The 24365-nt window shown below is 32.0% G+C and carries 23 protein-coding genes; 14 read left to right on the top strand and 9 right to left on the bottom strand.

The features are described from left to right. Positions 1-398 precede the first annotated feature (398 nt). From nadC to B3792_RS03670, 5 genes are read right to left on the bottom strand one after another with little or no spacing between them, the layout of a single operon-like run. A complete protein-coding gene (gene nadC / locus B3792_RS03650; RefSeq protein WP_291047819.1) occupies positions 399-1262 on the bottom strand; it encodes a carboxylating nicotinate-nucleotide diphosphorylase in 864 nt (287 codons plus the stop codon). Next, positions 1262-2152, bottom strand: a complete 891-nt coding sequence (locus tag B3792_RS03655; RefSeq protein WP_291053071.1) for a hypothetical protein — start codon at positions 2150-2152, stop codon at positions 1262-1264. Before B3792_RS03655 ends, nadC begins: the two co-directional genes overlap by 1 nt. After that, a complete protein-coding gene (gene nadB / locus B3792_RS03660; protein WP_291068917.1) occupies positions 2152-3717 on the bottom strand; it encodes an L-aspartate oxidase in 1566 nt (521 codons plus the stop codon). The genes B3792_RS03655 and nadB overlap by 1 nt, the downstream gene beginning before the upstream one ends. After that, positions 3717-4721, bottom strand: a complete 1005-nt coding sequence (nadA, locus tag B3792_RS03665) for a quinolinate synthase NadA (RefSeq protein ID WP_291068919.1) — start codon at positions 4719-4721, stop codon at positions 3717-3719. Before nadA ends, nadB begins: the two co-directional genes overlap by 1 nt. Before the next feature lie 12 nt (positions 4722-4733). Continuing rightward, the gene (locus tag B3792_RS03670; RefSeq protein WP_291068921.1) at positions 4734-5852 is read right to left on the bottom strand and encodes a C1 family peptidase; all 1119 of its coding nucleotides are present in this window, start codon (positions 5850-5852) and stop codon (positions 4734-4736) included. Between the two features lie 126 nt (positions 5853-5978). Between B3792_RS03670 and B3792_RS03675 the strand changes: the two genes are divergently transcribed. Both B3792_RS03675 and B3792_RS03680 read left to right on the top strand, forming a co-directional pair. Beyond that, positions 5979-6443, top strand: a complete 465-nt coding sequence (locus B3792_RS03675; RefSeq protein WP_286495705.1) for a hypothetical protein — start codon at positions 5979-5981, stop codon at positions 6441-6443. A 159-nt stretch (positions 6444-6602) separates the two neighbouring features. Further along, a complete protein-coding gene (locus B3792_RS03680; RefSeq protein WP_286495706.1) occupies positions 6603-7958 on the top strand; it encodes an orotate phosphoribosyltransferase in 1356 nt (451 codons plus the stop codon). A gap of 73 nt (positions 7959-8031) precedes the next feature. On the opposite strand, the gene B3792_RS03685 is transcribed toward B3792_RS03680, so the two are convergent. After that, positions 8032-9483 (bottom strand): M20/M25/M40 family metallo-hydrolase, encoded by a 1452-nt coding sequence (locus tag B3792_RS03685; protein ID WP_291068923.1) that lies wholly within the window; start codon positions 9481-9483, stop codon positions 8032-8034. 94 nt (positions 9484-9577) lie between these two features. Beyond that, positions 9578-10255: a tRNA (guanosine(46)-N7)-methyltransferase TrmB gene (gene trmB, locus B3792_RS03690; protein ID WP_219033815.1), complete on the bottom strand. Its 678-nt coding sequence runs from the start codon at positions 10253-10255 to the stop codon at positions 9578-9580. Positions 10256-10390: 135 nt separating this feature from the next. Here trmB and B3792_RS03695 point away from each other — a divergent pair, with 135 nt between their 5' ends. Both B3792_RS03695 and B3792_RS03700 read left to right on the top strand, forming a co-directional pair. Continuing rightward, positions 10391-10804, top strand: a complete 414-nt coding sequence (locus B3792_RS03695; protein ID WP_125349592.1) for a hypothetical protein — start codon at positions 10391-10393, stop codon at positions 10802-10804. A gap of 180 nt (positions 10805-10984) precedes the next feature. Beyond that, positions 10985-11458, top strand: a complete 474-nt coding sequence (locus B3792_RS03700; RefSeq protein ID WP_291053057.1) for a DUF6702 family protein — start codon at positions 10985-10987, stop codon at positions 11456-11458. 48 nt (positions 11459-11506) lie between these two features. On the opposite strand, the gene B3792_RS03705 is transcribed toward B3792_RS03700, so the two are convergent. Together B3792_RS03705 and B3792_RS03710 are read right to left on the bottom strand one after the other, a co-directional pair. Beyond that, complete coding sequence (locus tag B3792_RS03705; protein WP_291068925.1) at positions 11507-12763, bottom strand: D-alanyl-D-alanine carboxypeptidase/D-alanyl-D-alanine-endopeptidase; 1257 nt, start codon at positions 12761-12763, stop codon at positions 11507-11509. Next, positions 12763-13665 (bottom strand): mechanosensitive ion channel family protein, encoded by a 903-nt coding sequence (locus B3792_RS03710; RefSeq protein ID WP_291053048.1) that lies wholly within the window; start codon positions 13663-13665, stop codon positions 12763-12765. Before B3792_RS03710 ends, B3792_RS03705 begins: the two co-directional genes overlap by 1 nt. Positions 13666-13843: 178 nt before the next feature. On the opposite strand from B3792_RS03710, the gene B3792_RS03715 reads away from it, so the two are divergent. The 10 genes from B3792_RS03715 (at position 13844) to B3792_RS03760 (ending at position 23819) form a co-directional block, all read left to right on the top strand. Continuing rightward, positions 13844-15145, top strand: coding sequence for an OmpA family protein (locus tag B3792_RS03715; RefSeq protein ID WP_291053045.1), 1302 nt, complete (start codon positions 13844-13846; stop codon positions 15143-15145). A 111-nt stretch (positions 15146-15256) separates the two neighbouring features. Next, complete coding sequence (gene tgt / locus B3792_RS03720; protein ID WP_291068927.1) at positions 15257-16387, top strand: tRNA guanosine(34) transglycosylase Tgt; 1131 nt, start codon at positions 15257-15259, stop codon at positions 16385-16387. Between the two features lies 1 nt (position 16388). Beyond that, complete coding sequence (locus tag B3792_RS03725; protein ID WP_114998662.1) at positions 16389-17483, top strand: LptF/LptG family permease; 1095 nt, start codon at positions 16389-16391, stop codon at positions 17481-17483. Positions 17484-17662: 179 nt separating this feature from the next. Then, complete coding sequence (locus B3792_RS03730) at positions 17663-18913, top strand: T9SS type A sorting domain-containing protein (RefSeq protein WP_038337129.1); 1251 nt, start codon at positions 17663-17665, stop codon at positions 18911-18913. Positions 18914-19067: 154 nt separating this feature from the next. Further along, the gene (thrS, locus tag B3792_RS03735) at positions 19068-20990 is read left to right on the top strand and encodes a threonine--tRNA ligase (RefSeq protein ID WP_038337131.1); all 1923 of its coding nucleotides are present in this window, start codon (positions 19068-19070) and stop codon (positions 20988-20990) included. Between the two features lie 59 nt (positions 20991-21049). Beyond that, positions 21050-21559, top strand: coding sequence for a translation initiation factor IF-3 (gene infC / locus B3792_RS03740; protein WP_236688239.1), 510 nt, complete (start codon positions 21050-21052; stop codon positions 21557-21559). A gap of 59 nt (positions 21560-21618) precedes the next feature. After that, entirely contained in the window at positions 21619-21816 is a 198-nt protein-coding gene (gene rpmI / locus B3792_RS03745) for a 50S ribosomal protein L35 (RefSeq protein WP_038337133.1), read from the top strand. A gap of 95 nt (positions 21817-21911) precedes the next feature. Beyond that, on the top strand, positions 21912-22256 hold the full coding sequence (rplT, locus tag B3792_RS03750) for a 50S ribosomal protein L20 (protein WP_038337134.1): 345 nt from the start codon (positions 21912-21914) through the stop codon (positions 22254-22256). Between the two features lie 131 nt (positions 22257-22387). Beyond that, a complete protein-coding gene (locus B3792_RS03755; RefSeq protein ID WP_291063538.1) occupies positions 22388-23053 on the top strand; it encodes a phosphatase PAP2 family protein in 666 nt (221 codons plus the stop codon). Beyond that, positions 23037-23819, top strand: a complete 783-nt coding sequence (locus B3792_RS03760) for a nitrilase-related carbon-nitrogen hydrolase (RefSeq protein WP_291068930.1) — start codon at positions 23037-23039, stop codon at positions 23817-23819. The genes B3792_RS03755 and B3792_RS03760 overlap by 17 nt, the downstream gene beginning before the upstream one ends. The last annotated feature ends 546 nt before the right edge of the window (positions 23820-24365 follow it).

Here is a 24365-nt window from a genome sequence, read left to right on the forward strand (position 1 = left end):
ATGGTAAATTTTTAAACTTTTCTTGAATAACTTAAATATTAATTATCATATCAATAAAATCCCCCCTTAAAAACAAACAATAAACTAAATTACATGAAAAAAAATTGAAGATTTTTAAATATTTTTAAACATTTAATCAAAATTTAACATAATAAAAACATTAAAAATTAACATTTTTTTCTTGTTTTAGATTGTTATTTTTCATTTTAAAAAGAGAAAAGTAATTAAAATTTCACTATTTAGAATCAGTATTAATAAAATATTATCCAATAACTTTTTTATTTATAAGCTGATACTAATAAATTTTCAAAATAAATTATTCAAATACAATATAGCTAACGTTAAAATCTATTATTTAGTATTCTTACTACAACAAAAAAATTAAAATGTTAAAGAAATCAAGCCTTAACAGCTTTTAAACTCAAGTCAAAGTTGGGAGCGGAATGAATAATCGCACCAGAAGAAATAAAATCAACACCCGTTTCGGCAATTGCTCGAACAGATTCTTTTGTAATTCCGCCCGAAGCTTCCGTTTTTATTCGCCCATTTATATATTGAACCGCTTCTTTCATCGTTTCAAGATCAAAATTATCCAACATAATAAAATCTACATTTGCATCCAAAGCTTCTTTTACCTCATCCATATTACGCGTTTCCACTTCTATTTTTAAATGTAAATGATGTTTTGACAAATAATCTTTGGTTTGCGCAACCGCTTTTGTAATATTTCCACAAAAATCGACATGATTATCTTTTAACATCACCATATCGTATAAACCAAAACGATGATTCTCTGCTCCTCCAATTTTAACTGCCCATTTTTCGATCATTCGGAAATTAGGTGTTGTTTTTCGTGTATCCAAAATTTTGGCATTTGTACCGCTTACCAATTCCATCATTTCGTGCGCATAAGTTGCAATTCCAGACATTCTCTGCATACAATTCAACGCTAATCGTTCGCAAGTTAAAATTGATTGTGAAGATCCTTTTACTTTGAAAGCAACATCTCCAAATTGTACTTTATCGCCATCATTTATATATTGTTCTATTTTTAAAGATGGATCAAACGTATCAAAAATAATTTTCGCTAATTCAATTCCAGCAATTATTCCGTTATCTTTCACTTTCAGTTCCGCTTCTTGAATTGCATCATACGGAACCGACGCTAACGTTGAATGGTCGCCATCGCCAACGTCTTCTAAAAAAGCTTGACGAATAAAAAGTTGTAATTTTTCTTGTGTGATATATGGAGGAAAATTCATTATCTATATGTTAAGGATGCAAATTTTGATTGATTAAATTCTTTCTTGGTTTTGTATTCGTAATACTCGGCCCAAGTACCATTTTCTTCGCGCACAACCGTAATCAACACTTGTACTGAAGGATCATTTTCGAAGAAATTTTTGATCTGAAGTTTATATTCTTTGTCATCAATTTTACCTTTTGTAATATCTATTGCTCCAGATTTGAAAGCCGCATCAAAAGCGGTTGCATAAGGATCGATAGAAGCCATTTCGAAAAGATTAGAAAACTTTCCTAAATAATATTCCCGACTTCCGTTATTACCAAAAGTTGTTAAATTAAATTCTTTATCAATTCTTACTTCAATCGTTTCTTCATCAGTTTTTAAAGTAAACAATACACGATTTTCCGAAGGGAACTTCTCAAAATCATTATTTTTTTCTGCCGATTCGTAACGTAAAGGCATTGTATATTTCATTGCAACTGCTTTTCCATCAACTCCTTTTGCAGGAGTTATTTTTAGATTAGCTCGCTCCATTTTATTATTCAACAAAACTAAACTAGACAATGCTACACTATTAAAAATTGGATTCGAACCATCAGTCGAGACATCTCCAAAATTACCATCTTCATTAATTTTAAAACCTAATTTAGATTGAGCAGTTTCGATATGAAGATAATCAGCAATATTAGAAAAGAATGAAATTTGAGTTTGAATATCTTGATTCAAATTTTTGTTCATACATGCTTGTAGCTCGCTATTTTCTTTTAAATTTTCACAACCAAAATACACAACCGCTTTCTTGGCTTCTTTACCAGAAGTCAAACTTACGTTTTGTTTTTCTTTCGAATTTTGAGCAAAAGAAAAACTCATTGCAAAACATGTAACGAACAGATATAACTTCTTCATTAATTAAAATCTTTGTTGTAAAAAGTTCCTCGATTTTCTTTTTGATTGATACTTTGCTCAATGATTAAATGTGCGACATCAACCAAATTTCGAAGTTCTAAAATTTTAGGTGAAACAATCGTAAAATAATAAATTTCGTTGACCATTATCTCAATTTCATTGATACGATTTTGTGCAATTTGCAAACGATTATCGCTTCGTACAATTCCGACCAATTCGCTCATCATCGCTTGTAATTGTTTGCGTAAATAAGAAATCAATACTAATTCTTCTTGCACTTTCATGCCTTCTTCGTTCCATTCTGGAAACTCAAAATTATAAATCGAAAATTGATTATCATTTAATAAATCGACCGTTTTTAACGCTGCACGATGACCAAAAACCATCGCTTCTAACAACGAATTCGAAGCCAAACGATTTGCACCATGTAAACCCGTATTAGAACATTCGCCAACCGCAAACAAATTCTCGATAGATGTTTTTCCTTCTAAATCGACGTCTATTCCACCGCACAAATAATGCGAAGCTGGAACAACCGGAACCAATTCGGTAAACATATCGTAACCTTCGGATTTACATTTTTCGTAAATATTCGGGAAATGCTCCAAGAATTTTTCTTTCTCTAAATGTCGACAATCAATATAAACATAATCATCTCCACGCAATTTCATTTCGTTGTCAATCGCACGCGCCACAATATCACGCGAAGCCAATTCTTCACGTTCATCATATTTATGCATAAACAATTCGCCATCTTTTGTACGCAATTTTGCTCCAAAACCACGAACTGCTTCCGAAATCAGAAACAATTGCCCATCAAACTCACTGTAAAAAGCTGTTGGATGAAACTGAATAAATTGCATTCCCGAAACGGTTGCTTTCGCACGTCGAGCCAACCCAATTCCGTCACCAGTTGCAATAATAGGATTCGTTGTATTTTTATAAACATGACCAACTCCGCCAGTTGCTAACAAAGTTACTTTGGCTAAATGTTGCTCAACTTTATCGGTATTCAAATCTAAAATATATGCACCAAAACATGTTATTTTATCTGTATTATCTTGACGAAGATGATGTTCTGTAATTAAATCAACTACGAAATGATGTGTTAGCATTTTGATATTTGGGTAAGATTTTATTGCTTCGAGCATTGCACGTTCAATTTCCCAACCCGTAATATCTTTGTGATGAACGATTCGGTTTTCGGTATGACCTCCTTCTCGACCTAAATCATAAATCCCCTCATGATTTTTATCGAAACGAACACCCCAATCAATAATTTCATTGATGCGTTCTGGCGCTTCTTTTACGACAACCTCAACCGCTTCTAACTTACACAAACCATCTCCTGCACGAAGTGTATCTTCGATATGTTTTTCAAAACTATCCTTTTCGAAATCACTTACCACAGCAACTCCACCTTGTGCATATTTTGTATTTGTTTCGTCTTCGTTTGCTTTTGTTACAATTGTAATTTTTGCATCGGGATAACGAATCGCAATTTTCAGCGCATAAGAAAGTCCGGCAATTCCAGAACCAATTACTAAAACATCTTGAATCGCCATTATTTTATTTTTTCAGATAATTCTAACATACGATTAATCGAAGCCAACGCTTTTACACGTAAATCTTCTTCGATTTGTATTTCTGGCAATTCATATTTCATACATAAGTACAACTTTTCTAAAGTAGAAAGTTTCATGTAAAAACATTCAGAACAATTACACGATTCATCTTGAACCAAAGCTGGAATTAATGTTTTATTCGGAGCAAGTTTTTGCATTTCGTGTAAAATTCCTTCTTCCGTTGCAACAATAAATTCTTGCGCATCATTTTCTACCACATAATCTAACAAACGAGAAGTAGAACCAATAAAATGTGCAAACTTCAATAGATCTTCTTGCGCTTCTGGATGCGCAATTAATTTTGCATTTGGATGATCAGCCATTTGCTGCGCTATTCTTTCCAATGAAAACGCTTCGTGTACGATACAAGCGCCGTCCCACAAAATCATTTTGCGATTACAAACTTGATTTAAGTATCGACCTAAATTACGATCTGGTGCAAAAATAATTTCTTGATCTTCTGGCAACGAATTAATAATCGCTTCCGCATTCGAAGAAGTGACAATAATATCTGATTCTGCTTTAACACCCGCATCACAATTGATATAACTTACCACAATTGCATTTGGATGTTGCTCACGCAAACCACGCAAACCTTCTGCCGAACAAGAATCTGCCAAAGAACAACCTGCTTTTGTATCGGGTAAAACAACTTTTTTAGACGGATTCAGAATCTTTGCGGCTTCCGCCATAAAATGAACACCACAAAAAACAATCATATCAGCTTCAGTTTTTGCAGCTGCACGCGCCAATTGTAACGAATCGCCTAAATAATCTGCTAAATCCTGAATTTCTCCAGATTGATAATAATGCGCTAAAATCACCGCATTTTTCTCTTTGCGTAATTTATTGATTTCCGCAATCAAATCGGTTCCTTTTGGGATTTCTACATCCAAATAACCTTTATAATCTAACTTTTCAATCGCTTGTTCTAATGTATTCATTTGTGAGTGGTTTTATTTTATACCTAATTGCTTTTTCACTTCTTTTGACAACGCATCTTTGTGCACTGTAAAAGCAATTGATTTCATTCTGAAAAATGGTTTCGACATATAAATATGTCCATTATTTCCTAAATCTGTTGTTCCCCAAGAATTTTTGACATCATAATATTGATTTCCCAATTGATCTTTCAAAATTCCCGTAATATGCATTAAATGATCATCTTCTGTCGAATAATCTTCAAAACCTTTTTGACGCTCATCAGCCGTCACCCATTTTTCAGGTAAAATCTGAACAAAATAATCTGATTCTAAACCTTCTGAAGGCCAAATTGCCATTCCATACTTTTTAGAAAATGTTTTTTCAGAAACATCTGTATCAAAAGCTGCTGTATATCCTTTATATAACGCTTCGTCCAAGACTTTCATGTATTCATCTAACGGTAAATTATAATATGAACCATTTGAAAAATTATCTGGCACTTGTAAAATAAATTGTGAATAATATGGCGCTTGCTGAAAAGATGTTAATGTGACATAATCATCTGGATTAATTTTCAAAAATTTTGCAAATTCTTGTGGCGTATATTCTTTTCCTTCGAATTTGAATTTTGTCGGAGGAACACCTAATTTATCATTCAATTTTTGATCAAATTTTGATTTCCAATCTGCTGTTAAATATTTTTTAGGATTTTTTACAATCGAATCTAATCCAACTTTCAAATCCTTTACCAACATTTCGTGGTTATGCTTCACATCTGTTCCATTCGCAAAACCTGCATAAACTTCGTTTGGAACTAATCCATTTTTACGAACCGAATTTAAAACATCATGCGACAAACCTCCTTGACTAAACTGTGCTTTTCCTTGACGGTAAACATAATTGTATGCTTTTTCTGGATAAGTATATCGTACATTGTACATTTCCGACAAATCGACATCTTTTCCTGTCAATCGTTTTACTTCTGATTCTAAAAAAGAAGTTGTAGAAAATGACCAACAAGTTCCCGTTTTTCCTTGCGAAATAATTGGAAGCGCAGTGTTGTTAACTAATTCTGTAAATTTGAAAGGCGTTTCTTGTGCCGAAACCAACATACTTACAAAAGCAATGCTGGCAACTATATATTTTTTCATTTGTGTTTTGTATAGATTTCAAAAGTAAAGTTATTTTATGAAGTTTTATTATAAAATGTAGAACGAAAACTTCTTTTCTGAATTACATAAAAATTATATTTTTACGTAAATATTTAATTCTTATAAATGAAAGAATATATTAGTAGAAAATATAATAGTTTTTATAATGTGCTTATTATAATTGTTTTAAACATATTAATTCTATTTACTTCAGTAATTATTTTCACTTATTTAGACGAAATAATTGCAAAAAATAAATATGATGTCTTGATTTTTTGTATTTCATTTATACTAATTTTATGTGTTTTTATTCGGATTAATTATCAGATTAATGAAATAGTGTTAGATAATAACATTAACCAACTTACAATTAAAAAGGTATTTTCAAAAAAAACATTTAATCTTAATGAAGTTCAAGAAATTAATCAATTTGTACTTCCATATTTAAATTATATCAAAATAAATAACAAAAAGTTCTTTTTTATATCAAGAGCTATTGATCCTTTTGGTGATAATTTTACATTTAATAGCGAAGAAGATTTAGAAAACATAAGATGCACTATTGATTCAATAAAAAATAACATTAATTAAAAATTTTCATTTATTTTAAATACATAATATTTCACTTTTAGAACAAATTATAAATCAAATTAGTATAAATATTCAATTTTTATACATCTAAAAATTAATTTCCCTTAAAATGCCATAAATGACTCAAAAACCTATTAACTTTGCTCAAACATTACACAGATGCAACCAAGAGAAGATTTTTTATTGAAAGCTTACGAGCTGGGAATTATAAAATTTGGAAATTTTACTTTAAAAAGTGGTATAGAATCTCCTTTCTATGTCGATTTAAGACCTTTAGCTTCGAGTCCACAATTACTAAAAACTTTAGCAAATAACTTATTAGATTTAGTTGAAGATGTAGAATACGACTTGATTTGTGGTGTGCCTTATGCAGCTTTGCCAATGGCGACTACAATGAGTTTAACATCGAATATTCCTTTGATTATCAAACGTAAAGAAAACAAAGGTTACGGTACTAAACGTATGGTAGAAGGTGTTTTTACGGAAGGACAATCTTGTCTTTTGGTCGAAGATGTAATTACTTCTGGACAATCTTTATTAGAAACAATTGATCAAGTTGAGCGCGAAGGTTTACGTGTAAAAGATTTGGTGGTTGTTTTAGATCGTGCGCAAGGTGGATCTGAAAAATTGAAAGAACAAGGTTACAATGTGAAAACGTTATTTACAATTCACGAGGTAATCGATATTTTACATAAATATCACCGTTTAAGTGATGATGAAGCGAAAAAAATCAAAGACTTTTTAGCTCTACCTCCAGAAGCGGTTCCTGCAAAACAACGTATTGCATTGGAAAACAAAAAAATTGTACATCCAGTTGGAAAACGTTTGGTTGAATTAGCATTGAAAAAACAATCTAACTTAATTGCTTCTGCAGATTTAATTACTTCTGAAGAAATTACAGATTTCGCTAAAAAGGTTGGTGATCATATTGTTGCGTTAAAATTACATTCAGATATTATTCAAGATTTTTCGGATAACTTAATTGTTGAGTTGAAAAAAATCGCACGTGAAAAAGAATTCTTATTATTCGAAGATCGCAAGTTTGGAGATATTGGAAATACGCAAGAATTACAATTTAAGAAATCGATTTACAAAATTTCTGATTGGGCAGATTTAGTAACTGTTCATCCAATTGGAGGTTTAGAATCATTAAAAGTTTTCGAAAATACCGGAGTTATCACAATTGTTGAAATGTCTTCGAAAGGAACATTGACTGATGATTATTACTTTACAAAAGCAATTAATGTTTCGGAACAATCTGGAAATGTTTTAGGAGCTGTTGCACAACGCCAAATTCCTGATAACTTGTTATTGTTTACGCCTGGTGTTAATATTTCTTCGACTGGAGATAGCAAAGGACAACAGTATAATACGCCAGAATTAGTTTTCAAAAATTACCACACAGACTTTATGATTGTTGGTCGTGGAATTTACAAAGCTGCTGATGTAAAAACTGCGGCAAAAGAATACCAAACGTTAGGTTGGGTTTCTTACCTACAAAGTTTGAATGACTAAGATTTAGATAAATTTCAAAAATATAAAAGCAAGCTATTTCAGCTTGCTTTTTGTTTTTTATTTGGTAAGAAATCTACTTCAATATAAATTTATGCGAAACACTATTTCCATTATCATCTTGAATTGTTGCGACATAAAATCCTGCTGATAAGTTAGAAAGATTTACACTTCCATTAGAATTTTCAGTATTTATCGTTTTAATCATTCGTCCTGTTGCATCAATAATTTTAATCGAAATTTGAGACTCAAAATTTAATTGATAATTCAATGTTTTGTTTGAAATATAAATTTTAGATGAATTTCTATCAACATCATTTGTCCCTAAAGTTGATGTTTTAGCAGCTTCAACCACATATTCGATTCCTAATTTTGTAAACTTCGTAGCATGCGTAGAGGTTTTCCCAAGAGTTGCATATGTATCATTTACAGAATGAATGTATGGATTGCTATCTTGCATTTTAGCCTCGAAAGGTAAAGTTGCCGCAAAACCATTATCCGACCAACTAAAATGATCTGAACATCCGTATCCACATTGTGAAGTATCATACGTGAATTGATGTAAACCAGTTTTGTTGTATTCGTCCATCAATTGCATCAAAAACGAATTGAGATTTGCATCACAATAAGCATCCGTCATCAAAATAACATCTTTCGTAGAACCTTTGTAATTCGTCATATCAAATTGTACATAACCTATTACATTTTTATTCTCCGAAGCGTATTTCTGCGCAATTTCTTTCGATCCTACTAAACCTATTTCTTCTGCTGCGTAAGCCATAATTTCGGTAGTTCGTTGCGGTTTGAAATTATTTTTTAACAACACACGCAAAACTTCGGTGATTGTTGCAATTCCAGATGCATTATCATCTGCTCCTGGTGCAAAAGTTTGATTTGCATTCCAACCAACAGTCGAATCGGCATGACCTCCAATAATCACAAATTCATCTTTCTTTTCAATTCCATTAAAAGTCAAAATCAACGACTTCATTGGCGTATTCACATGATCAACGATTCTTACAAATACGTCAGTTCGTCCTGCATCAGCAATCATTTTCACCCAAACTTCTTTCAATTTAAGAACCGCATTATTTGCTTCTTGTCGTGTATGATAACGCGTTTTGAAATCTTCTAACATCAAAATTGTTTTCTCAATTTTTTTGACATCAACATCATTCAATGCCGTAGTTATAAAAGCTTGTTCTGATATTGTATAATTGAAAGGTGCTTTTTTCTGAGATGGCTTTTCTTGAAGTGATTCTAGTGCATCTTCTTTCGAATTTCTAAAAATATAACCATGTCCATGCGCAAATTTTCCATGTAAACTTTCAGCAATTTCTGGATGAAAATAAATAGCAGAAAAATTATTTTTTGAAGAAATTATTTCAATAGAATCCGCATGATTTTTTTGTAAAAAAGCGGCATTCTCAGTCTCCATTGTCGCAAAAATGAAGTTTTCTCTGGTTTGCGCAAAAGAATAAAGCCCATTCAATAAAAATGTGGTAAGTAGTAAAAGTTTAGTTTTCATAAAAAATCATATTAGTGTAAAACAAATATATGATTAATAATGATTTATCGTATTTATCAAAACAAAAAAATCCATCTTTCGATGGATTTTTTTATTAATATTTTAATTGAAATTTTATATAGGTAATCTTTTTACCTTCTTCCAAAAATTTCGATTCATAATATGTTTGTACAGCTGTTACAATTTCTGGAATATCTGAATGATCTGGGTGATAAACATCGTGTGTAGAACGAATAACTTCGTGTCCTTCGATGTGAATAACACCATGTGTATATCCGTGTAAAAATTCAGAGTCCGTTTTTAAATTAACTGTTCCTTCAGGTTTTAAGATGGTATTGTAACGTCTCAAAAATTCAGGATCTGTTAAACGATGTTTTGTTCTTCTGTATTTGATTTGTGGATCTGGGAAAGTAATCCAAATTTCGCTCACTTCATTTTCTGCAAAAAGATGATCGATAATTTCGATTTGAGTTCGAAGAAATCCAGCATTTTCAATTCCTTCATCCAAACAAGTCTTAGCACCACGCCAAAATCTTGATCCTTTAATATCTACTCCGATAAAATTACGATCCTTGTCACGACGCGCCATTGCAACTGTATATTCTCCTTTTCCGCACCCAAGTTCTAACACAATTGGTTTGTCGTTCTTGAAAAATTCTTTGTTCCAATTTCCTTTTAATGCAAACTCGTTAATTGCCTCTTCTCGTGTTGGTTGAACAACATTCTGAAAAGTTTTATTTTCGTTAAATCTTCTGATTTTATCTTTTCCCATTTCGGATATATTTTGCGCGAAATTACGAGATTTTGATTAATCTAAAAAACTGTTCTGAAAACACATAAATATCATCAAATAGTATTTATGTAAAAAGGTTTGTTATTTTTGTATTGAAAAACTAAAATTAGAAAAATGGATTTTATCAAACAATTTCATAGTGGCTGGGCTTATCTTGTGATTTTGATGGGCGTTATCTTTGTGATTTCAACATTAATTTATGCGATTTCTAAAAAAGATACAAACGCAACAATAAAAAAAATCGGGTTATTTACAACCATTACTTTTCACGTTCAATTATTACTTGGATTAGTCTACTATATTATGATGTTTTCTGCTTTGGAACCATCAGGAATAATGAAAGATTCTGGCTTGAGATTAACTTTTGTTGAACACCCTATGATGATGATTGCAGGTGTTGTTTTTATGACAATTGCGAATGCAAAATTGAAACGATCTACAACTGTACCAATGAGCGTTGCAGTCTTTGCAATTATTGGTTTAGTTTGTATTTTAAGTAGAATTCCTTACCATGTTTGGTTTGCTTAAAAATTTAGAATAAATTCATAGAAAAGAGTATTAAGTTATTAATACTCTTTTTATATTTTTATGTGATTTATAATTTTTTTATTCTAATTTCGTTATTAACAAGTCGCTAAAGCTTTCTTTTAAATTTTAAGAATCTTTGGCACTCGATTTGAAATAGACTTGTACAAACTAAGAAATAAAATGAAATATATAAAATATCTATTCTCTTTGCTTTTGGTTTTAGTAACTTTTAACCTAAACGCTCAAGATTTTCATACAGCAAATATCAAGGTTGATTACGAACAAGAAACCGGAACTTTAAATATCACTGCACGTTCATTTACCAATCAGTTGGAAAAAGCCGTTGGTGCAGATGTTTCGAACAAATCTAACTTCGAAAACAAGTTGAAAGCGTATGTAAATAGTAAAGTTGATGTAAAAGTAAATGGTAAAGCTTTGGGAACTTCTTATTATGGTTATCAGGTAAATGATAAATCGACACGAGTTTTTTTTAAGTTTGATAAAATTTCTAATATCAACTCGATAGAACTAAAAGTGGCTTTGTTGACAGATATTTTTAATGATCAGCAAAACATTGTAACTTTTGATGTCAAAAATAAAAAAGACACAAAAGTATTAACAGGAAATAACGACACCGTAAAGATGTCTTTCTAATAAAGCAAAAGCCTTCCGAAATCGGAAGGCTTTTTATTTCAAATATGCTTAATAATTATCTCTAATAATTCGTAATAACTTTTCGTTCTCATTTCGAATCCAAGATAAATCTTTGATCGAATTATTATTCATCAAACTAAAAATTAACGTTCTTCCAGATTTCGTTTTCAAATAACCACTCAACGTTACATTATTGTTCAACGTTCCTGTTTTGGCATAAATATAAGGTTGCGCCGAATCTTTGTATCTATTTTTGATTGTTCCCGTTTTACCACCGATTGGGAAAATAGAAAACAAACGTTGCTCAGGAAATTCGTTATACATTTTCCCTAAAACCTGTGCAAAACTTTGTGGTGTAAACAAATTATAACGCGATAATCCCGAACCGTCAAACCACTCTGGTTGTTGTTTCAAATCATTCAACAAATATCTTTTCGAAAAGGTAATCGTTTCAGAAGCGCTCAGTTTTCCTGGTAAAGTACTCGAAGCTAAAATCAATAAATGTTCTGCCAAAAAATTATCGCTATTTTCCATCATTTCGCGGTAAACATCATCTGATTTCTGACTATAAAACACTTTCGGATTATTGACCATTGGCGTTTTGACCATATCAACAGGTTTACCCAAAATTTGCGACAACGATTTTTCTATTACCGTTTCATTCACAATAAAAGGAACTTTTTCTGTTCGTTTTTTATTGCTGATATAAAATTTATTGTCATAGAAATTCCTCGGCTCTGGCATTTCTCTAATTTCTGTTAATTCTTCAAAATATGTTGGAAATGTTTTGATTGAACTTCCATTTTTCGAAATTGAAACTAAATTTTCATGAATCGGAAACTGACTTCTTTCTGGCGCATAATCTTTTCTAAAATCGTCCCAAGTCCAACCTGGTAAAAAAGATTCTTCGTCGAAATTATTCCAATGAAAAACAATTTTAGAACCATTACTTTTCAAGAAATCTAACGCTCGTGTATTTTTATATTTTGGATGCAAAAAAGTTGGATCTCCAGTTCCTTCGATATGCAATTCGTCACCAATCAACTGATATTTGAATGCAGGAATCGAATCATTTAACATTTTCATCGCTGTATACAACGTAAAAATTTTGGTGTTAGAAGCTGGAATAAAAAATTTGTTTCCGTTATAATTATAAATTTCTTCTTTCGTAATTGGATCATATAAATAAAATCCCGTGAATTGAGTGGAATAGAAATCAGAATTGAGATATTTCTCAATTAATTCGGTCTGCGCAAAAAGATGCGCAGACAAAAAAATTGATAATATGGTAAGTAAATACTTCATTAATCTTTGTTCTCGAAAGGAATTGTTGACGAGTTCGATTCGTTTTTAATAATCATTTCTGTATGTGGATAAGGCATCGAGATATTGTTGTCGTCTAACGCATATTTTACCGCGCGATACAATTGCCAATAAGCTGTCCAATAATCGCTATTTTTCACATAACAACGCACAGCCAAATTCACAGAACTTGCAGCAAATTCTAGAATCTCAACCGTTTTAGATTGTGTATCATCAACCAATTCATTTTTCTCTAAAACATTCAACAAAACTTCGCGCGCTTTGTCAAAATCATCATCATAAGAAATACCAACATTTACATCTAATCGGCGATATTCTTTTACAGAATAATTGGTAATTGGATTGTTAAATAAATTCCCATTTGGCAAAGTTATGATCTGTCCTTTTGCAGTTGCAATTACTGTATTTAGTAAATTTATCGACTCTACACTTCCTTCATTTCCTTGCGATACGATATAATCTCCAACTTTGAAAGGTTTGAAAAGAATAATTAAAATTCCTGCTGCAAAATTTGATAAAGAACCTTGCAAAGCTAAACCAACTGTTAAACCAACACCTCCTAAAGCTGCAACAAAACCAGAAGCATTAAAACCTAATCGCCCTACAACAAAAGTTAATACAATAGCTTTGAATAATATATTAAGAATTGGAATTAAAAACGTGCGAATTGATAAATCGACATTTCGTGCAACCATTCTTTTTTCGATTAACTTGACAAGTTTACCTGTTACCCAAAAACCAATTATTAAGGTTAATAAAGCAGAAACTAAGCTCCATCCAACTTCAGAACCCTTCGTTAATAACCATTGTGTAAAGTTTTCTAAATCCTTAAATGGTGTTGTTATTACATCTTGCAAACTATCTACTTTGTCTTGCTCTTGCATAATTATTCTTTTTTATTAGTAATTCAGTTGATAAAATTAGTTCCAATCTAACATCTTTTCAAAAAAATAGAAAAATTATCATTTTTTTTAACTAATTTTAATAAATATGAATATTGGTACAATATTCGTTAAGAACAAATTACAACTTAAAAAAGGCTATAATTAAAAATTAAAATCTATGAACATTATTGAATTAGTAAAAGGGTATATTACCCCAGATTTGATCTCGAAAACTTCATCAGAATTAGGTGAAAATGAATCGGGAATTTCTAAAGCAATCAATGCATTTATTCCTATTCTTTTAGGAGGTGTTTTAGAAAAAAAGAATTCTACTACAGGCTTATTTCATACCATCAAATCTTTTGGTGCATCTCGTGGATTAGCAAATATTTCGACAGAACAAGAAACGCCAGACACGATCAAAGAATTAATCAATGTTATTTTTGGTTCGAATGCGCAACCAATCGTTTCTAAAATTGCTGAATATGCAGGGATTTCGACAGGTTCATCTTCAAAATTATTAGACTTAACAGCTTTAACAACCTTTGGATCCATTGGAAAAGAAGCCGAATTTAACAATGTAACAGAAGCTGATTTCTTTTCATCTTTAGGAGGAATTAAAGATAAAATTTTAGGATTAATTCCAACTGGTTTAGGACTTGGAGCTTTAGGTGTAGGAACAATGTTTAATGATGCGCCTAAAATCACTGAAACAATAGATCTTGCAAAAGATCATGTAACTGAAACTATTACAGAAACAAGAAAAGTAGTTGATGTAGAACCGGAAGAAAAACCTTATGTAGCGCCAGTTGATGCTTACGCAGAAACTCATAACAACAATGGTGGCGGAGGTTTTTGGAAATGGTTAATTCCATTGATCCTACTTGCTTTAGCAGCCTTTTTCTTATTAAAAAAATGTAATAAAGACGAAGAAAAAACAGTTGTTACAGAAGAAACTGAAATTGTAGTTGATTCATTGAATACTGATTCTCTAAACGCTGCGCCAAAAGAATTATCTGATATTGATTTAGATGGTGTTGCTTTGAAAGGATACGCAAATGGATTAGAAGATCAAATTATCAAATTTATCAAAGCGCCAGATTTTGCAACAATGACAGAAGATCAATTGAAAGAAAAATGGTTCAACTTTGATAATGTCAACTTCGTTTTTGGTAAAACAGATCAATTAGAGCCAGGTTCTGAGGTTCAATTAGATAATGTTGCTGCAATTTTGAAAAAATATCCAACTGCAAAAATCAAACTTGGAGCATACACAGATAAAGTTGGTGATGATGCGAAAAACAAAGTAATCTCTCAAAAAAGAGCAGATTACTTAAAAGCTGAATTAACAAAACGTGGTGTTGGTGCGCAAGTTATTGCTGCCGAAGGTTACGGAGAAGAATTTGCAAAAGTAGCTGAAACAGCTTCTGACTCAGAAAGAGCTTCTGATCGCAAAATGTCATTACGTTTCACAAAATAATCATTTCATAAAATTTCCAAATAAGGGTAAAGGCTACTTTATCCTTATTTTTTTGTTATTTTTTTCGAAACCAACTCGCAACAAGCTAAACAATTAATATCTTTGCACACTATGAAATTTTCAATCGATAAAAAAGACGAATTTTCTAAGGCAAGAGCTGGTGTTGTAGAAACCGATCATGGTAAAATCGAAACACCTATTTTTATGCCAGTTGGTACGGTTGGTACAGTAAAATCTGTTCACCAACGTGAATTAGAAGAAGATATTAAAGCCCAAATCATTCTTGGAAATACTTATCATTTGTATTTGCGTCCAGGAACTGATATTTTGCACAGAGCGGGCGGATTACATAAATTCATGAATTGGCAAAAACCAATTTTAACGGATTCAGGAGGGTTCCAAGTGTATTCTTTGTCGACAAGTCGCAAAAAATCTGAAGAAGGTGTGCGTTTTAAATCGCATATCGATGGTTCTTACCATATGTTTACACCAGAGAAATCAATGGAAATCCAACGTTACATCGGAGCAGATATTTTTATGGCTTTTGATGAATTAACAGGAATTCCTGCAAAATATCATGATGCGAAACGTGCCATGCATGTTACACATCGTTGGTTGGAGCGTTGTAGAACTTGGTTAAACAATAATCCTGAATATTACGATCACAAACAAACGCTGTTCCCAATTGTACAAGGAAACGATTTTAAAGATTTACGTCAAGAATCAGCAAAATATATTGCGGATTTCGGTGCAGAAGGAAATGCTATTGGTGGATTATCTGTTGGTGAACCAGAACCTGTGATGTACGAAATGACGGATATCGTAACAGAAATTCTTCCACAAGACAAACCTCGTTATTTAATGGGAGTTGGAACACCTTGGAATATCATCGAATGTATTGCTTTAGGAGTTGATATGTTCGACTGTGTTATGCCAACTCGTAATGCGCGTAACGCCATGTTGTTCACGTGGAATGGTGTTATGAATATGAAAAATGCAAAATGGAAAGATTGTTTTGAACCATTAGACGAAAACGGGACTAGCTATGTGGATAGTTATTACACAAAAGCCTATGTTCGTCATTTGTTCAATGCCAACGAAGCTTTAGGAAAACAAATTGCATCTGTTCATAACCTTGCGTTTTATTTAGATTTGGTAAGAGTTGCAAGACAGCATATCTTAGCAGGAGATTTCGCTCAATGGAAAGAACAAATTGTTCCACAATTAAAACAACGTCTGTAGTTTGAAAATAATTGATAAATACATCATCCGAAACTTTATCGGAACCTTTATCTTCATGGTTTTGATTTTGTCTACTATCGCTGTTATTGTCGATCTTAGTCAAAAATTAGGACGTATTAATGATAGTGGTTCTACAGCTTTTTCGGCTTTAACCCAATTTTACCCTTATTGGTCTATTTGGATTATCAACACCTTTTTACCAATTGCCGTTTTTATCACTGTGATTTATTTTACATCACGACTTACGATGCAAACCGAAATTGTAGGTGTGCTTTCGGGTGGTATTAGTTTTTATCGATTTACACTTCCATATATTTGGGTTGCTATATTTTTAGCTGTTTCTGCTTTGGTAGTAGGAAATGTGGTTTTGCCTTGGGCAAATATCAAAAAAAATAAATACCAATACACCCATTTATTGAGTAATAACGACAAGGAAGAATATTATAAACGACAACGTATCGGTTCGCAAATTTCTCCTGATGAGTTTGTTTTTGTAGATAGTTATGACAGAACAGAAAAATTAGGAAGTTCTTTTATGTATCAAAAATTTGATTCGACTGAGTTGAAAAAACAAATCATCGCTTCAAGTTTTAATTGGAATGATAAAGATTCTACTTATGCATTAATGAGTGTTTACACACGCGAAATTAACAAGGATAAAACCGAAAAGTTAAATTACGAAGCCAATACAAATTTGAAGTTACCAGCTTCTCCTGATGAAATTTTACCAGAAGAATATGTTGCTGAAACAATGAATACCTTCGAATTAAATGAATTTATTCAGAAACAAAAAGCAAAAGGTTCTGCCAATGTAAATACATACGAAAATGAATTAAATAACCGTTTGAGCGTACCATTTTCAACTATTATTTTGACACTTTTAGCTTTATCGCTTTCATCTAAAAAACGTCGTGGAGGAATCGGAATCAATCTTGCAGTTGGTATTTCGTTAGCGTTTGTCTACATTTTCTTCTCGCAAACAACGTCTACGTTTTCCGAAAAAGGATATGTTTCGCCACTTGTCGCCTCATGGATACCAAACATCGTCTTCGGATTACTAACTTTGTTTTTATATTTCAGACGAGCACGTTCATAAAATATTTCAAAATCCAGTTTCGAAAAGAACTGGATTTTTTATTTGACATTAAACCAATTATATTTTTAATTAAAAGAAATAAAATTTTTTATTCAATTGATAATAATTAACTTTAAGACATTCTAAATTAATCCCTTAGATTTAAAAAAAGTTGAAGTGTAAAACTAAAATCAATTGATATGAAAAAAAATTTACTCCTTTTATTTTTAATCCTTTCGGTTTCTATTTTTTCACAAGAAACATTAAATACAATGTTTTATAATGTGTTCAAATTTCCGAATTCACTTCCTCAAAATCGTCAATTGATCTTAAGAGATATTTTAGACGAATACAAACCAGATTTATTTATGATTTGTGAATTAGTAACAGAAAATGGCGCTGATTTAATCTTAAATACATCTTTGCAAAATCAACCGGATAAATTTGCTCGCGCACTTTTTGTAGCTGACACAACAAAATTAGATGATCCGTTACAAACAATGGTTTTTTATAACACACGCAAATTAACGTTAGTTAATCAACAGAAAATTCCCACAGTTTATCGTGACATCAATCAATATTCTTTTCAATTAAATATTACTTCAAACGATCCTATTCATTTAGAAGTTTTTGTTGCACATCTAAAATCGAGTACAGGACCTGCAAATCGTCAAATGCGTTTGGAAATGGTGCAAGAAGTTACAAAATCTTTGAAAAAATTAACACAACCTAATACGTATGTACTTTTTGCTGGAGATTTTAATTTTTATAATTCATCAGAACCAGCATATCAAGAAATTATCAATCCAGCGAATGCTATTTTGATGATAGATCCACTCAATGCGCCTGGAAGTTGGCAAGATAATCCAGCTTTTAGTTATTTGCATACACAAAGTACGCGCGTTTCTAACGTAGGTTTTGGAAGCGGAACTAATGCAGGAGCAAGTGGCGGTTTGGATGATCGTTTTGATTTTATTATGATGAGCGAAAATTTCAAAAATAGTACACGTTTTTCTTTTATAAACGATAGTTACAAAGCGTACGGAAATAATGGAGATTGCTTGAATAAAGATGTTAAAGATCCTGATTGTACAGGTATCTACTCGCAAACTTTACGAACTAATTTGTATAATATGAGCGATCATTTACCTATTGTCATGCAATTTAAAATTCATGAGAGTTTAAGTACAAAATCAATTGAATCAAAACCATTTATCTGGTTGCAATCAGCAAATATTACGAATGATAAAATTATAATTGGAGTTGATAAAACTCAATTAAATGCTCAAAATAATATACTTTTTATTTACAATTCAGTTGGACAAATTGTACAATCGGTTCGCATAAATAATCAGTCAAATATAACGATTGACTGTCAAGGCTTAGCGGCTGGAATGTATTATATTAAAACAAAAGAATCGAACGAAGTTTTAAAGTTTATAAAGAAATAATTCGATATTAATTTTATCGAAAACAAGATAATTTCATTCAAAACAATAATTCAACTGTTTACTTAATATTTTAGCTAAAATCAACTCTTTAAAAATTTCGTCAACTTGCAGAAAATTCGTAATTTTGCATCTTAGTACAAATTCTAAAAGTAAGATGATAAACATTTCTCTTCCAGATGGAAGTGTAAAACAGTATGAGAGTGGCGTAACTCCTATGGACGTGGCGCTAAGCATTAGTGAAGGTTTAGCACGTAATGTAATTTCGGCTATAGTAAACGATCAACAAGTTGAAACAACAACCCCAATCACCACAGATGCAACGATCAAATTGTTAACCTGGAATGATGAAATGGGTAAAAAAGCTTTTTGGCATTCATCTGCTCACTTATTAGCGCAAGCTATTTTAGAGTTTTATCCAAATGCGAAATTAACAATTGGACCTGCGATTGACAAAGGTTTTTATTACGATGTTGATTTTGGTGAGGATAAATTTACAGAGGCTGATTTTGCGAAAGTAGAAAAAGCAATGTTAGAGAATGCAAAGAAAAAAGCTGAATTCAAATTATATTCAGTTTCGAAAGCAGAAGCATTAGAAACGTATAAAGACAATGAATACAAAACAGAATTAATCTCTAACTTAAATGATGGAGATATTACATTCTGTACACACGATAATTTTACAGATTTATGTCGTGGTGGACACATTCCAAACACTGGAATTGTGAAAGCTGCAAAAATCTTGAATGTTGCTGGAGCTTATTGGCGTGGAGACGAGAAAAACAAAATGTTGACTCGTGTTTATGGTATTACATTTCCAAAACAAAAAGATTTAACAGAATATCTTGAGTTATTAGAAGAAGCAAAAAAACGTGATCACCGTAAATTAGGTAAAGAATTAGGTTTATTTGCTTTCTCAGAAAAAGTTGGTGCAGGTTTACCACTTTGGTTACCAAAAGGAGCTGCTTTGAGAAGAAAATTAGAAAACTTCTTATTGAAAGAGCAACAAAAAATGGGTTACGAAATGGTAATTTCTCCGCACATTGGTCAAAAAGAATTGTATGTAACTTCTGGTCACTATGCAAAATATGGTGCAGATAGTTTTCAGCCAATTAAAACACCAAACGAAGGAGAAGAATTCTTGTTAAAACCAATGAACTGTCCGCATCACTGTGAGATTTACAAAACTTCTCAATGGTCATACCGCGATTTACCAAAACGTTATGCAGAGTTTGGTACAGTTTACCGTTACGAACAATCAGGAGAATTGCACGGTTTAACTCGTGTTCGTGGATTTACTCAAGATGATGCTCACTTATTCTGTACACCAGATCAATTATTAGAAGAATTCAAAAAAGTAATTGATTTAGTATTATATGTATTTACAAATCTTGGATTTGACAATTATTCGGCTCAAATCTCATTAAGAGATCCAGAGAATAAAGAAAAATACATCGGATCTGATGAAAACTGGGAAAAAGCTGAACAAGCAATTATCACAGCATCAGCAGAAAAAGGTTTACCAACAGTTGTAGAATATGGCGAAGCTGCATTCTATGGACCTAAGTTAGACTTTATGGTGAAAGATGCATTAGGACGTCAATGGCAGTTAGGAACAATCCAAGTGGATTATAATTTACCAGAACGTTTTGATTTAACTTACACTGGAGCAGACAACGAAAAACACAGACCAGTAATGATTCACCGCGCGCCATTTGGCTCTATGGAACGTTTCATTGCCATTTTGTTAGAAAATACAGCAGGTAATTTACCACTTTGGTTAACACCAGATTTATTCACAATTTTACCAATTAGTGAAAAATATGTGGAATATGGAGAAAAAGTATTAAATTTGCTGGCCGAAGAAGAAATTAACGGACTGATTGACAGTAGAAACGAGAAAACTGGTAAAAAAATCCGTGATGCCGAAATCGGTAAAATTCCTTTCATGTTAATCATCGGTGAAAAAGAAGCAGAAAACGGTACAGTTTCTGTAAGAAGACACGGAGAAGGTGATTTAGGAGAGATGACGATTCAAGCGTTTATCGACTTCATGAAAGAACAAATCAAATTAAAATAATTTAAAACAGAATAACTATCGCAATTAGAAGAAAAGGCGGCAGAGGTCCAGCCAGAGTAATTAAGGAAGATCAACACAAGATCAATGATAAGATTGACGCGAAAGAAGTACGCGTTGTTGGAGAAGGTATAGAACCTGGTGTATATCCAATAGCTAAAGCTTTAGAACTTGCAGAAGAACAAGGTTTAGATTTGGTAATGATCAGTGAAAAAGCCATTCCACCTGTTTGTCGTGTCGTAGAGTACAAAAAATTCTTATACGAACAAAAGAAAAAAGAAAAAGAGCTTAAAGCTAAACAGCAGAAAGTTGTCGTAAAAGAAATTCGTTTCGGTCCTCAAACAGATGATCATGATTACGAATTCAAAAGACGTCACGCAAGATCTTTCTTAGAAGAAGGTTCAAAATTGAAAGCATATGTTTTCTTCAAAGGACGTTCTATTATCTTTAAAGATCAAGGAGAAATCTTATTGTTACGTTTAGCTCAAGAATTGGAAGATGTTGGAAAAGTAGAACAAATGCCAAAACTTGAAGGTAAAAGAATGATTATGATGATGGGACCTAAGAAATAATTAGGTTCTTATCATCTTACAAAAAATAAAAAACGTTTTAATTTTAAATATTTGTAATCATGCCAAAATTAAAAACAAAATCTGGAGCGAAAAAACGTTTCAAATTAACAGGAACAGGTAAAATTAAAAGAAAACACGCTTTTAAAAGCCACATCCTAACAAAAAAAGAGACTAAACAAAAGAGAAATTTAACTCAAACTGGTTTAGTTGATCAAGCTGATGTTCATTCAGTAAAACAACAATTAAGATTAAAATAAGAACGTGTTCTTATTTGGTTTATTAATTCATTATTAACCCTGTCGATGGGCCTTAAAGCAGAGCAATCTCGCCCACTACAAAAAAATTAAAAATTATGCCAAGATCAGTAAACGCAGTTGCGTCAAGAGCTAGAAGAAAAAGAGTTTTAAAACTTGCAAAAGGATATTACGGAAGAAGAAAAAACGTTTGGACTGTTGCTAAAAATGCAGTAGAAAAAGGTTTAGTATACGCTTACCGCGATAGACGTCAAAAGAAAAGAAATTTCCGTGCGTTATGGATTCAAAGAATTAACGCTGGAGCAAGATTACACGGATTGTCTTACTCTAAATTTATGGGAGCTATCCACAAAGCTGGAATTGAATTAAATCGTAAAGTTTTAGCTGACTTAGCGATGAACAATCCAGAAGCTTTCAAAGCAATCGTAGAAAAAGTAAAATAATTTTTTTAAACAATATTAAAACGTTTTAAAACTTGGCTATTTAGTCAAGTTTTTTTTTGCTTAAATTTGAATGAATGTCATTCTAAACTTGTTTTAGAATCTCATCATAAATATTATTTAAAAACCCTCAAATGAATCAACAAAAAGATTTATTTCTAAGAATTTGGCCATTTTTTTTTGTATTTTTTATCTACAATTTTGCCGCAATCGCCATGACGCAATATTATGGACGCGACGAATTACATCTGCATTTCAATCAATACAGCAATCATTATCTCGATAAACTCTTTGTTTTTTATACCGATTTTGGAACCTATTATTTATTTTTTATACTTCTTGGTTATCTATTTTGGAAAACTACTCGTCGTTATTTTTATTATTTATTAGCTTCTGGAGCAGTTGCAACAACAATTAGTGTCTTTTTTAAGAATGTCTATTTCGAACAAGTTTTACGTCCTGGATATTATTTTACACAGAAAAAAATAGACATTATTCTAGTCAAAGATTATGCGATACAAATGGCTTCAACTTTTCCTTCGGGACATTCATTAACAGCCGCAATAATTTCGATGACTTTATGTTTATTAACCAAAAACAGATGGTTACAATTATTTTTTGCGCTCCATTTTCCGAGTATCGCAATTAGTAGAATCTACTTGTCACGCCATTTTGCGATTGATACAGTTGGCGGTTCGTTTATTGGTTTTTTTATATTTATCTTTATGTATTACATCATCAATCAATCTAATAAACCAAAATTAGATCAAAAATTTATTAACAATGGAGATTCAAAATAAACTTAAAATATCATTAATACAATACGATGTAATCTGGGAAGATGCAAAAGCTAATCACGCTTATTTAGATGAATTATTAACCAATCATCAAACCGATATTATATTGTTACCAGAAATGTTTGCTTCGGGATTTTCTATGAATGTAGAAAAAATTGGTCAAAAGCCTTTTGGAGAAACATTCGAATGGATGCAACACAAAGCCAAAGAATTGAATTCTGCGATTGCTGGAAGCATTTCTACGCATGAAAACGATAAATACTATAACCGATTTTATTTCATCTGTCCAAGCGGCTCTATTTACATTTACGATAAGAAACATTTGTTCAGTTACGGAAAAGAAGTTGGCGTATATTCTGCTGGAGATAAAATTGTAACGATAGATTATAAAGGATGGCAAATTCGTCCTATTGTTTGCTACGATCTACGATTTCCAGTTTGGATTCGCAATACTGAGGAAAATCCCTACGATTTGATACTTTGTAACGCTAGTTGGCCAAAAGCACGTCGTGAAGCTTGGATTTCACTCCTAAAAGCTCGAGCAATCGAAAATATGGCTTTTCTTGCTGGCGTAAATAGAATTGGTGTAGATGGCTATAATCTCGAGTATCAAGGCGATTCGCATCTGTTTGATACTTTGGGACAGGATTTGAAAACGATAAACAATCATCCCGAAATTTTACAATTCGAAATTGATAAAGAAGAACAAGATAAAACTCGAAAGCATTTTAATTTCCTAAATGATCGCGATTCATTTTATTTTGGATAAATAAAAGCTCAACTTCGGTTGGGCTTTTTTTATGGAATTATTTGGGCGTTCCCTTCGGTCGGGCTATCCGTTGCAATCTTTTGTAGAAGAAAATTGGAAGTGATTACAGGAAAATCCAATTTCTACAAAAGGATTTCCACTACTATCCCTAACGCGGGTTGTAAGTTCTGAGTTTTGAGTGATAAGTTATAATTTATAAGACATAAGATTTAAGACTTACAGGAATAGAAGTAGAAGTTAAAATATCCACTTGAGGGAAATAGGGGTATTTTCGAGTTATAAGTAGTAAATTTTAAGTTAGTTGAAAAAGGAAGCTTCCTTTTTATTAAGAAGAAGCTTCTCGTTGACTAATTAGAAGCTTCTTGTTGGATGAAAGCAAGCTTCTTATTAACTGACTAGAAGCTTCTTGTTTTATAAAACATAGTTTTGAGTTAGCGTAAAGCTTACAGCCTTCAGCCTAAAGCGAAATCCATAAACACAAAAAAGCCTCAAGTTGGTCACTTGAGGCTTTTAATAAAAGCTGGCGACGACCTACTCTCCCGTAAG

The sequence above is a fragment of the Empedobacter sp. UBA5924 genome, from assembly GCF_002431085.1.
GTDB classification, from domain to species: Bacteria; Bacteroidota; Bacteroidia; order Flavobacteriales; family Weeksellaceae; genus Empedobacter; species Empedobacter falsenii_B.

Bases quoted from the DNA above. Each gene is read 5' to 3' on its own strand.
- B3792_RS03700 (WP_291053057.1), top strand. From the start codon at position 10,985: ATGAAATATATAAAATATCTATTCTCTTTGCTTTTGGTTTTAGTAACT.
- B3792_RS03715 (WP_291053045.1), top strand. From the start codon at position 13,844: ATGAACATTATTGAATTAGTAAAAGGGTATATTACCCCAGATTTGATC.
- nadA (WP_291068919.1), bottom strand. From the start codon at position 4,721: ATGAATACATTAGAACAAGCGATTGAAAAGTTAGATTATAAAGGTTAT.
- rplT (WP_038337134.1), top strand. From the start codon at position 21,912: ATGCCAAGATCAGTAAACGCAGTTGCGTCAAGAGCTAGAAGAAAAAGA.
- trmB (WP_219033815.1), bottom strand. From the start codon at position 10,255: ATGGGAAAAGATAAAATCAGAAGATTTAACGAAAATAAAACTTTTCAG.
- B3792_RS03675 (WP_286495705.1), top strand. From the start codon at position 5,979: ATGAAAGAATATATTAGTAGAAAATATAATAGTTTTTATAATGTGCTT.
- nadB (WP_291068917.1), bottom strand. From the start codon at position 3,717: ATGGCGATTCAAGATGTTTTAGTAATTGGTTCTGGAATTGCCGGACTT.
- thrS (WP_038337131.1), top strand. From the start codon at position 19,068: ATGATAAACATTTCTCTTCCAGATGGAAGTGTAAAACAGTATGAGAGT.
- B3792_RS03755 (WP_291063538.1), top strand. From the start codon at position 22,388: ATGAATCAACAAAAAGATTTATTTCTAAGAATTTGGCCATTTTTTTTT.
- nadC (WP_291047819.1), bottom strand. From the start codon at position 1,262: ATGAATTTTCCTCCATATATCACACAAGAAAAATTACAACTTTTTATT.
- B3792_RS03685 (WP_291068923.1), bottom strand. From the start codon at position 9,483: ATGAAAACTAAACTTTTACTACTTACCACATTTTTATTGAATGGGCTT.
- B3792_RS03730 (WP_038337129.1), top strand. From the start codon at position 17,663: ATGAAAAAAAATTTACTCCTTTTATTTTTAATCCTTTCGGTTTCTATT.
- B3792_RS03695 (WP_125349592.1), top strand. From the start codon at position 10,391: ATGGATTTTATCAAACAATTTCATAGTGGCTGGGCTTATCTTGTGATT.
- rpmI (WP_038337133.1), top strand. From the start codon at position 21,619: ATGCCAAAATTAAAAACAAAATCTGGAGCGAAAAAACGTTTCAAATTA.
- B3792_RS03760 (WP_291068930.1), top strand. From the start codon at position 23,037: ATGGAGATTCAAAATAAACTTAAAATATCATTAATACAATACGATGTA.
- B3792_RS03710 (WP_291053048.1), bottom strand. From the start codon at position 13,665: ATGCAAGAGCAAGACAAAGTAGATAGTTTGCAAGATGTAATAACAACA.
- tgt (WP_291068927.1), top strand. From the start codon at position 15,257: ATGAAATTTTCAATCGATAAAAAAGACGAATTTTCTAAGGCAAGAGCT.
- B3792_RS03680 (WP_286495706.1), top strand. From the start codon at position 6,603: ATGCAACCAAGAGAAGATTTTTTATTGAAAGCTTACGAGCTGGGAATT.
- B3792_RS03705 (WP_291068925.1), bottom strand. From the start codon at position 12,763: ATGAAGTATTTACTTACCATATTATCAATTTTTTTGTCTGCGCATCTT.
- B3792_RS03670 (WP_291068921.1), bottom strand. From the start codon at position 5,852: ATGAAAAAATATATAGTTGCCAGCATTGCTTTTGTAAGTATGTTGGTT.
- B3792_RS03655 (WP_291053071.1), bottom strand. From the start codon at position 2,152: ATGAAGAAGTTATATCTGTTCGTTACATGTTTTGCAATGAGTTTTTCT.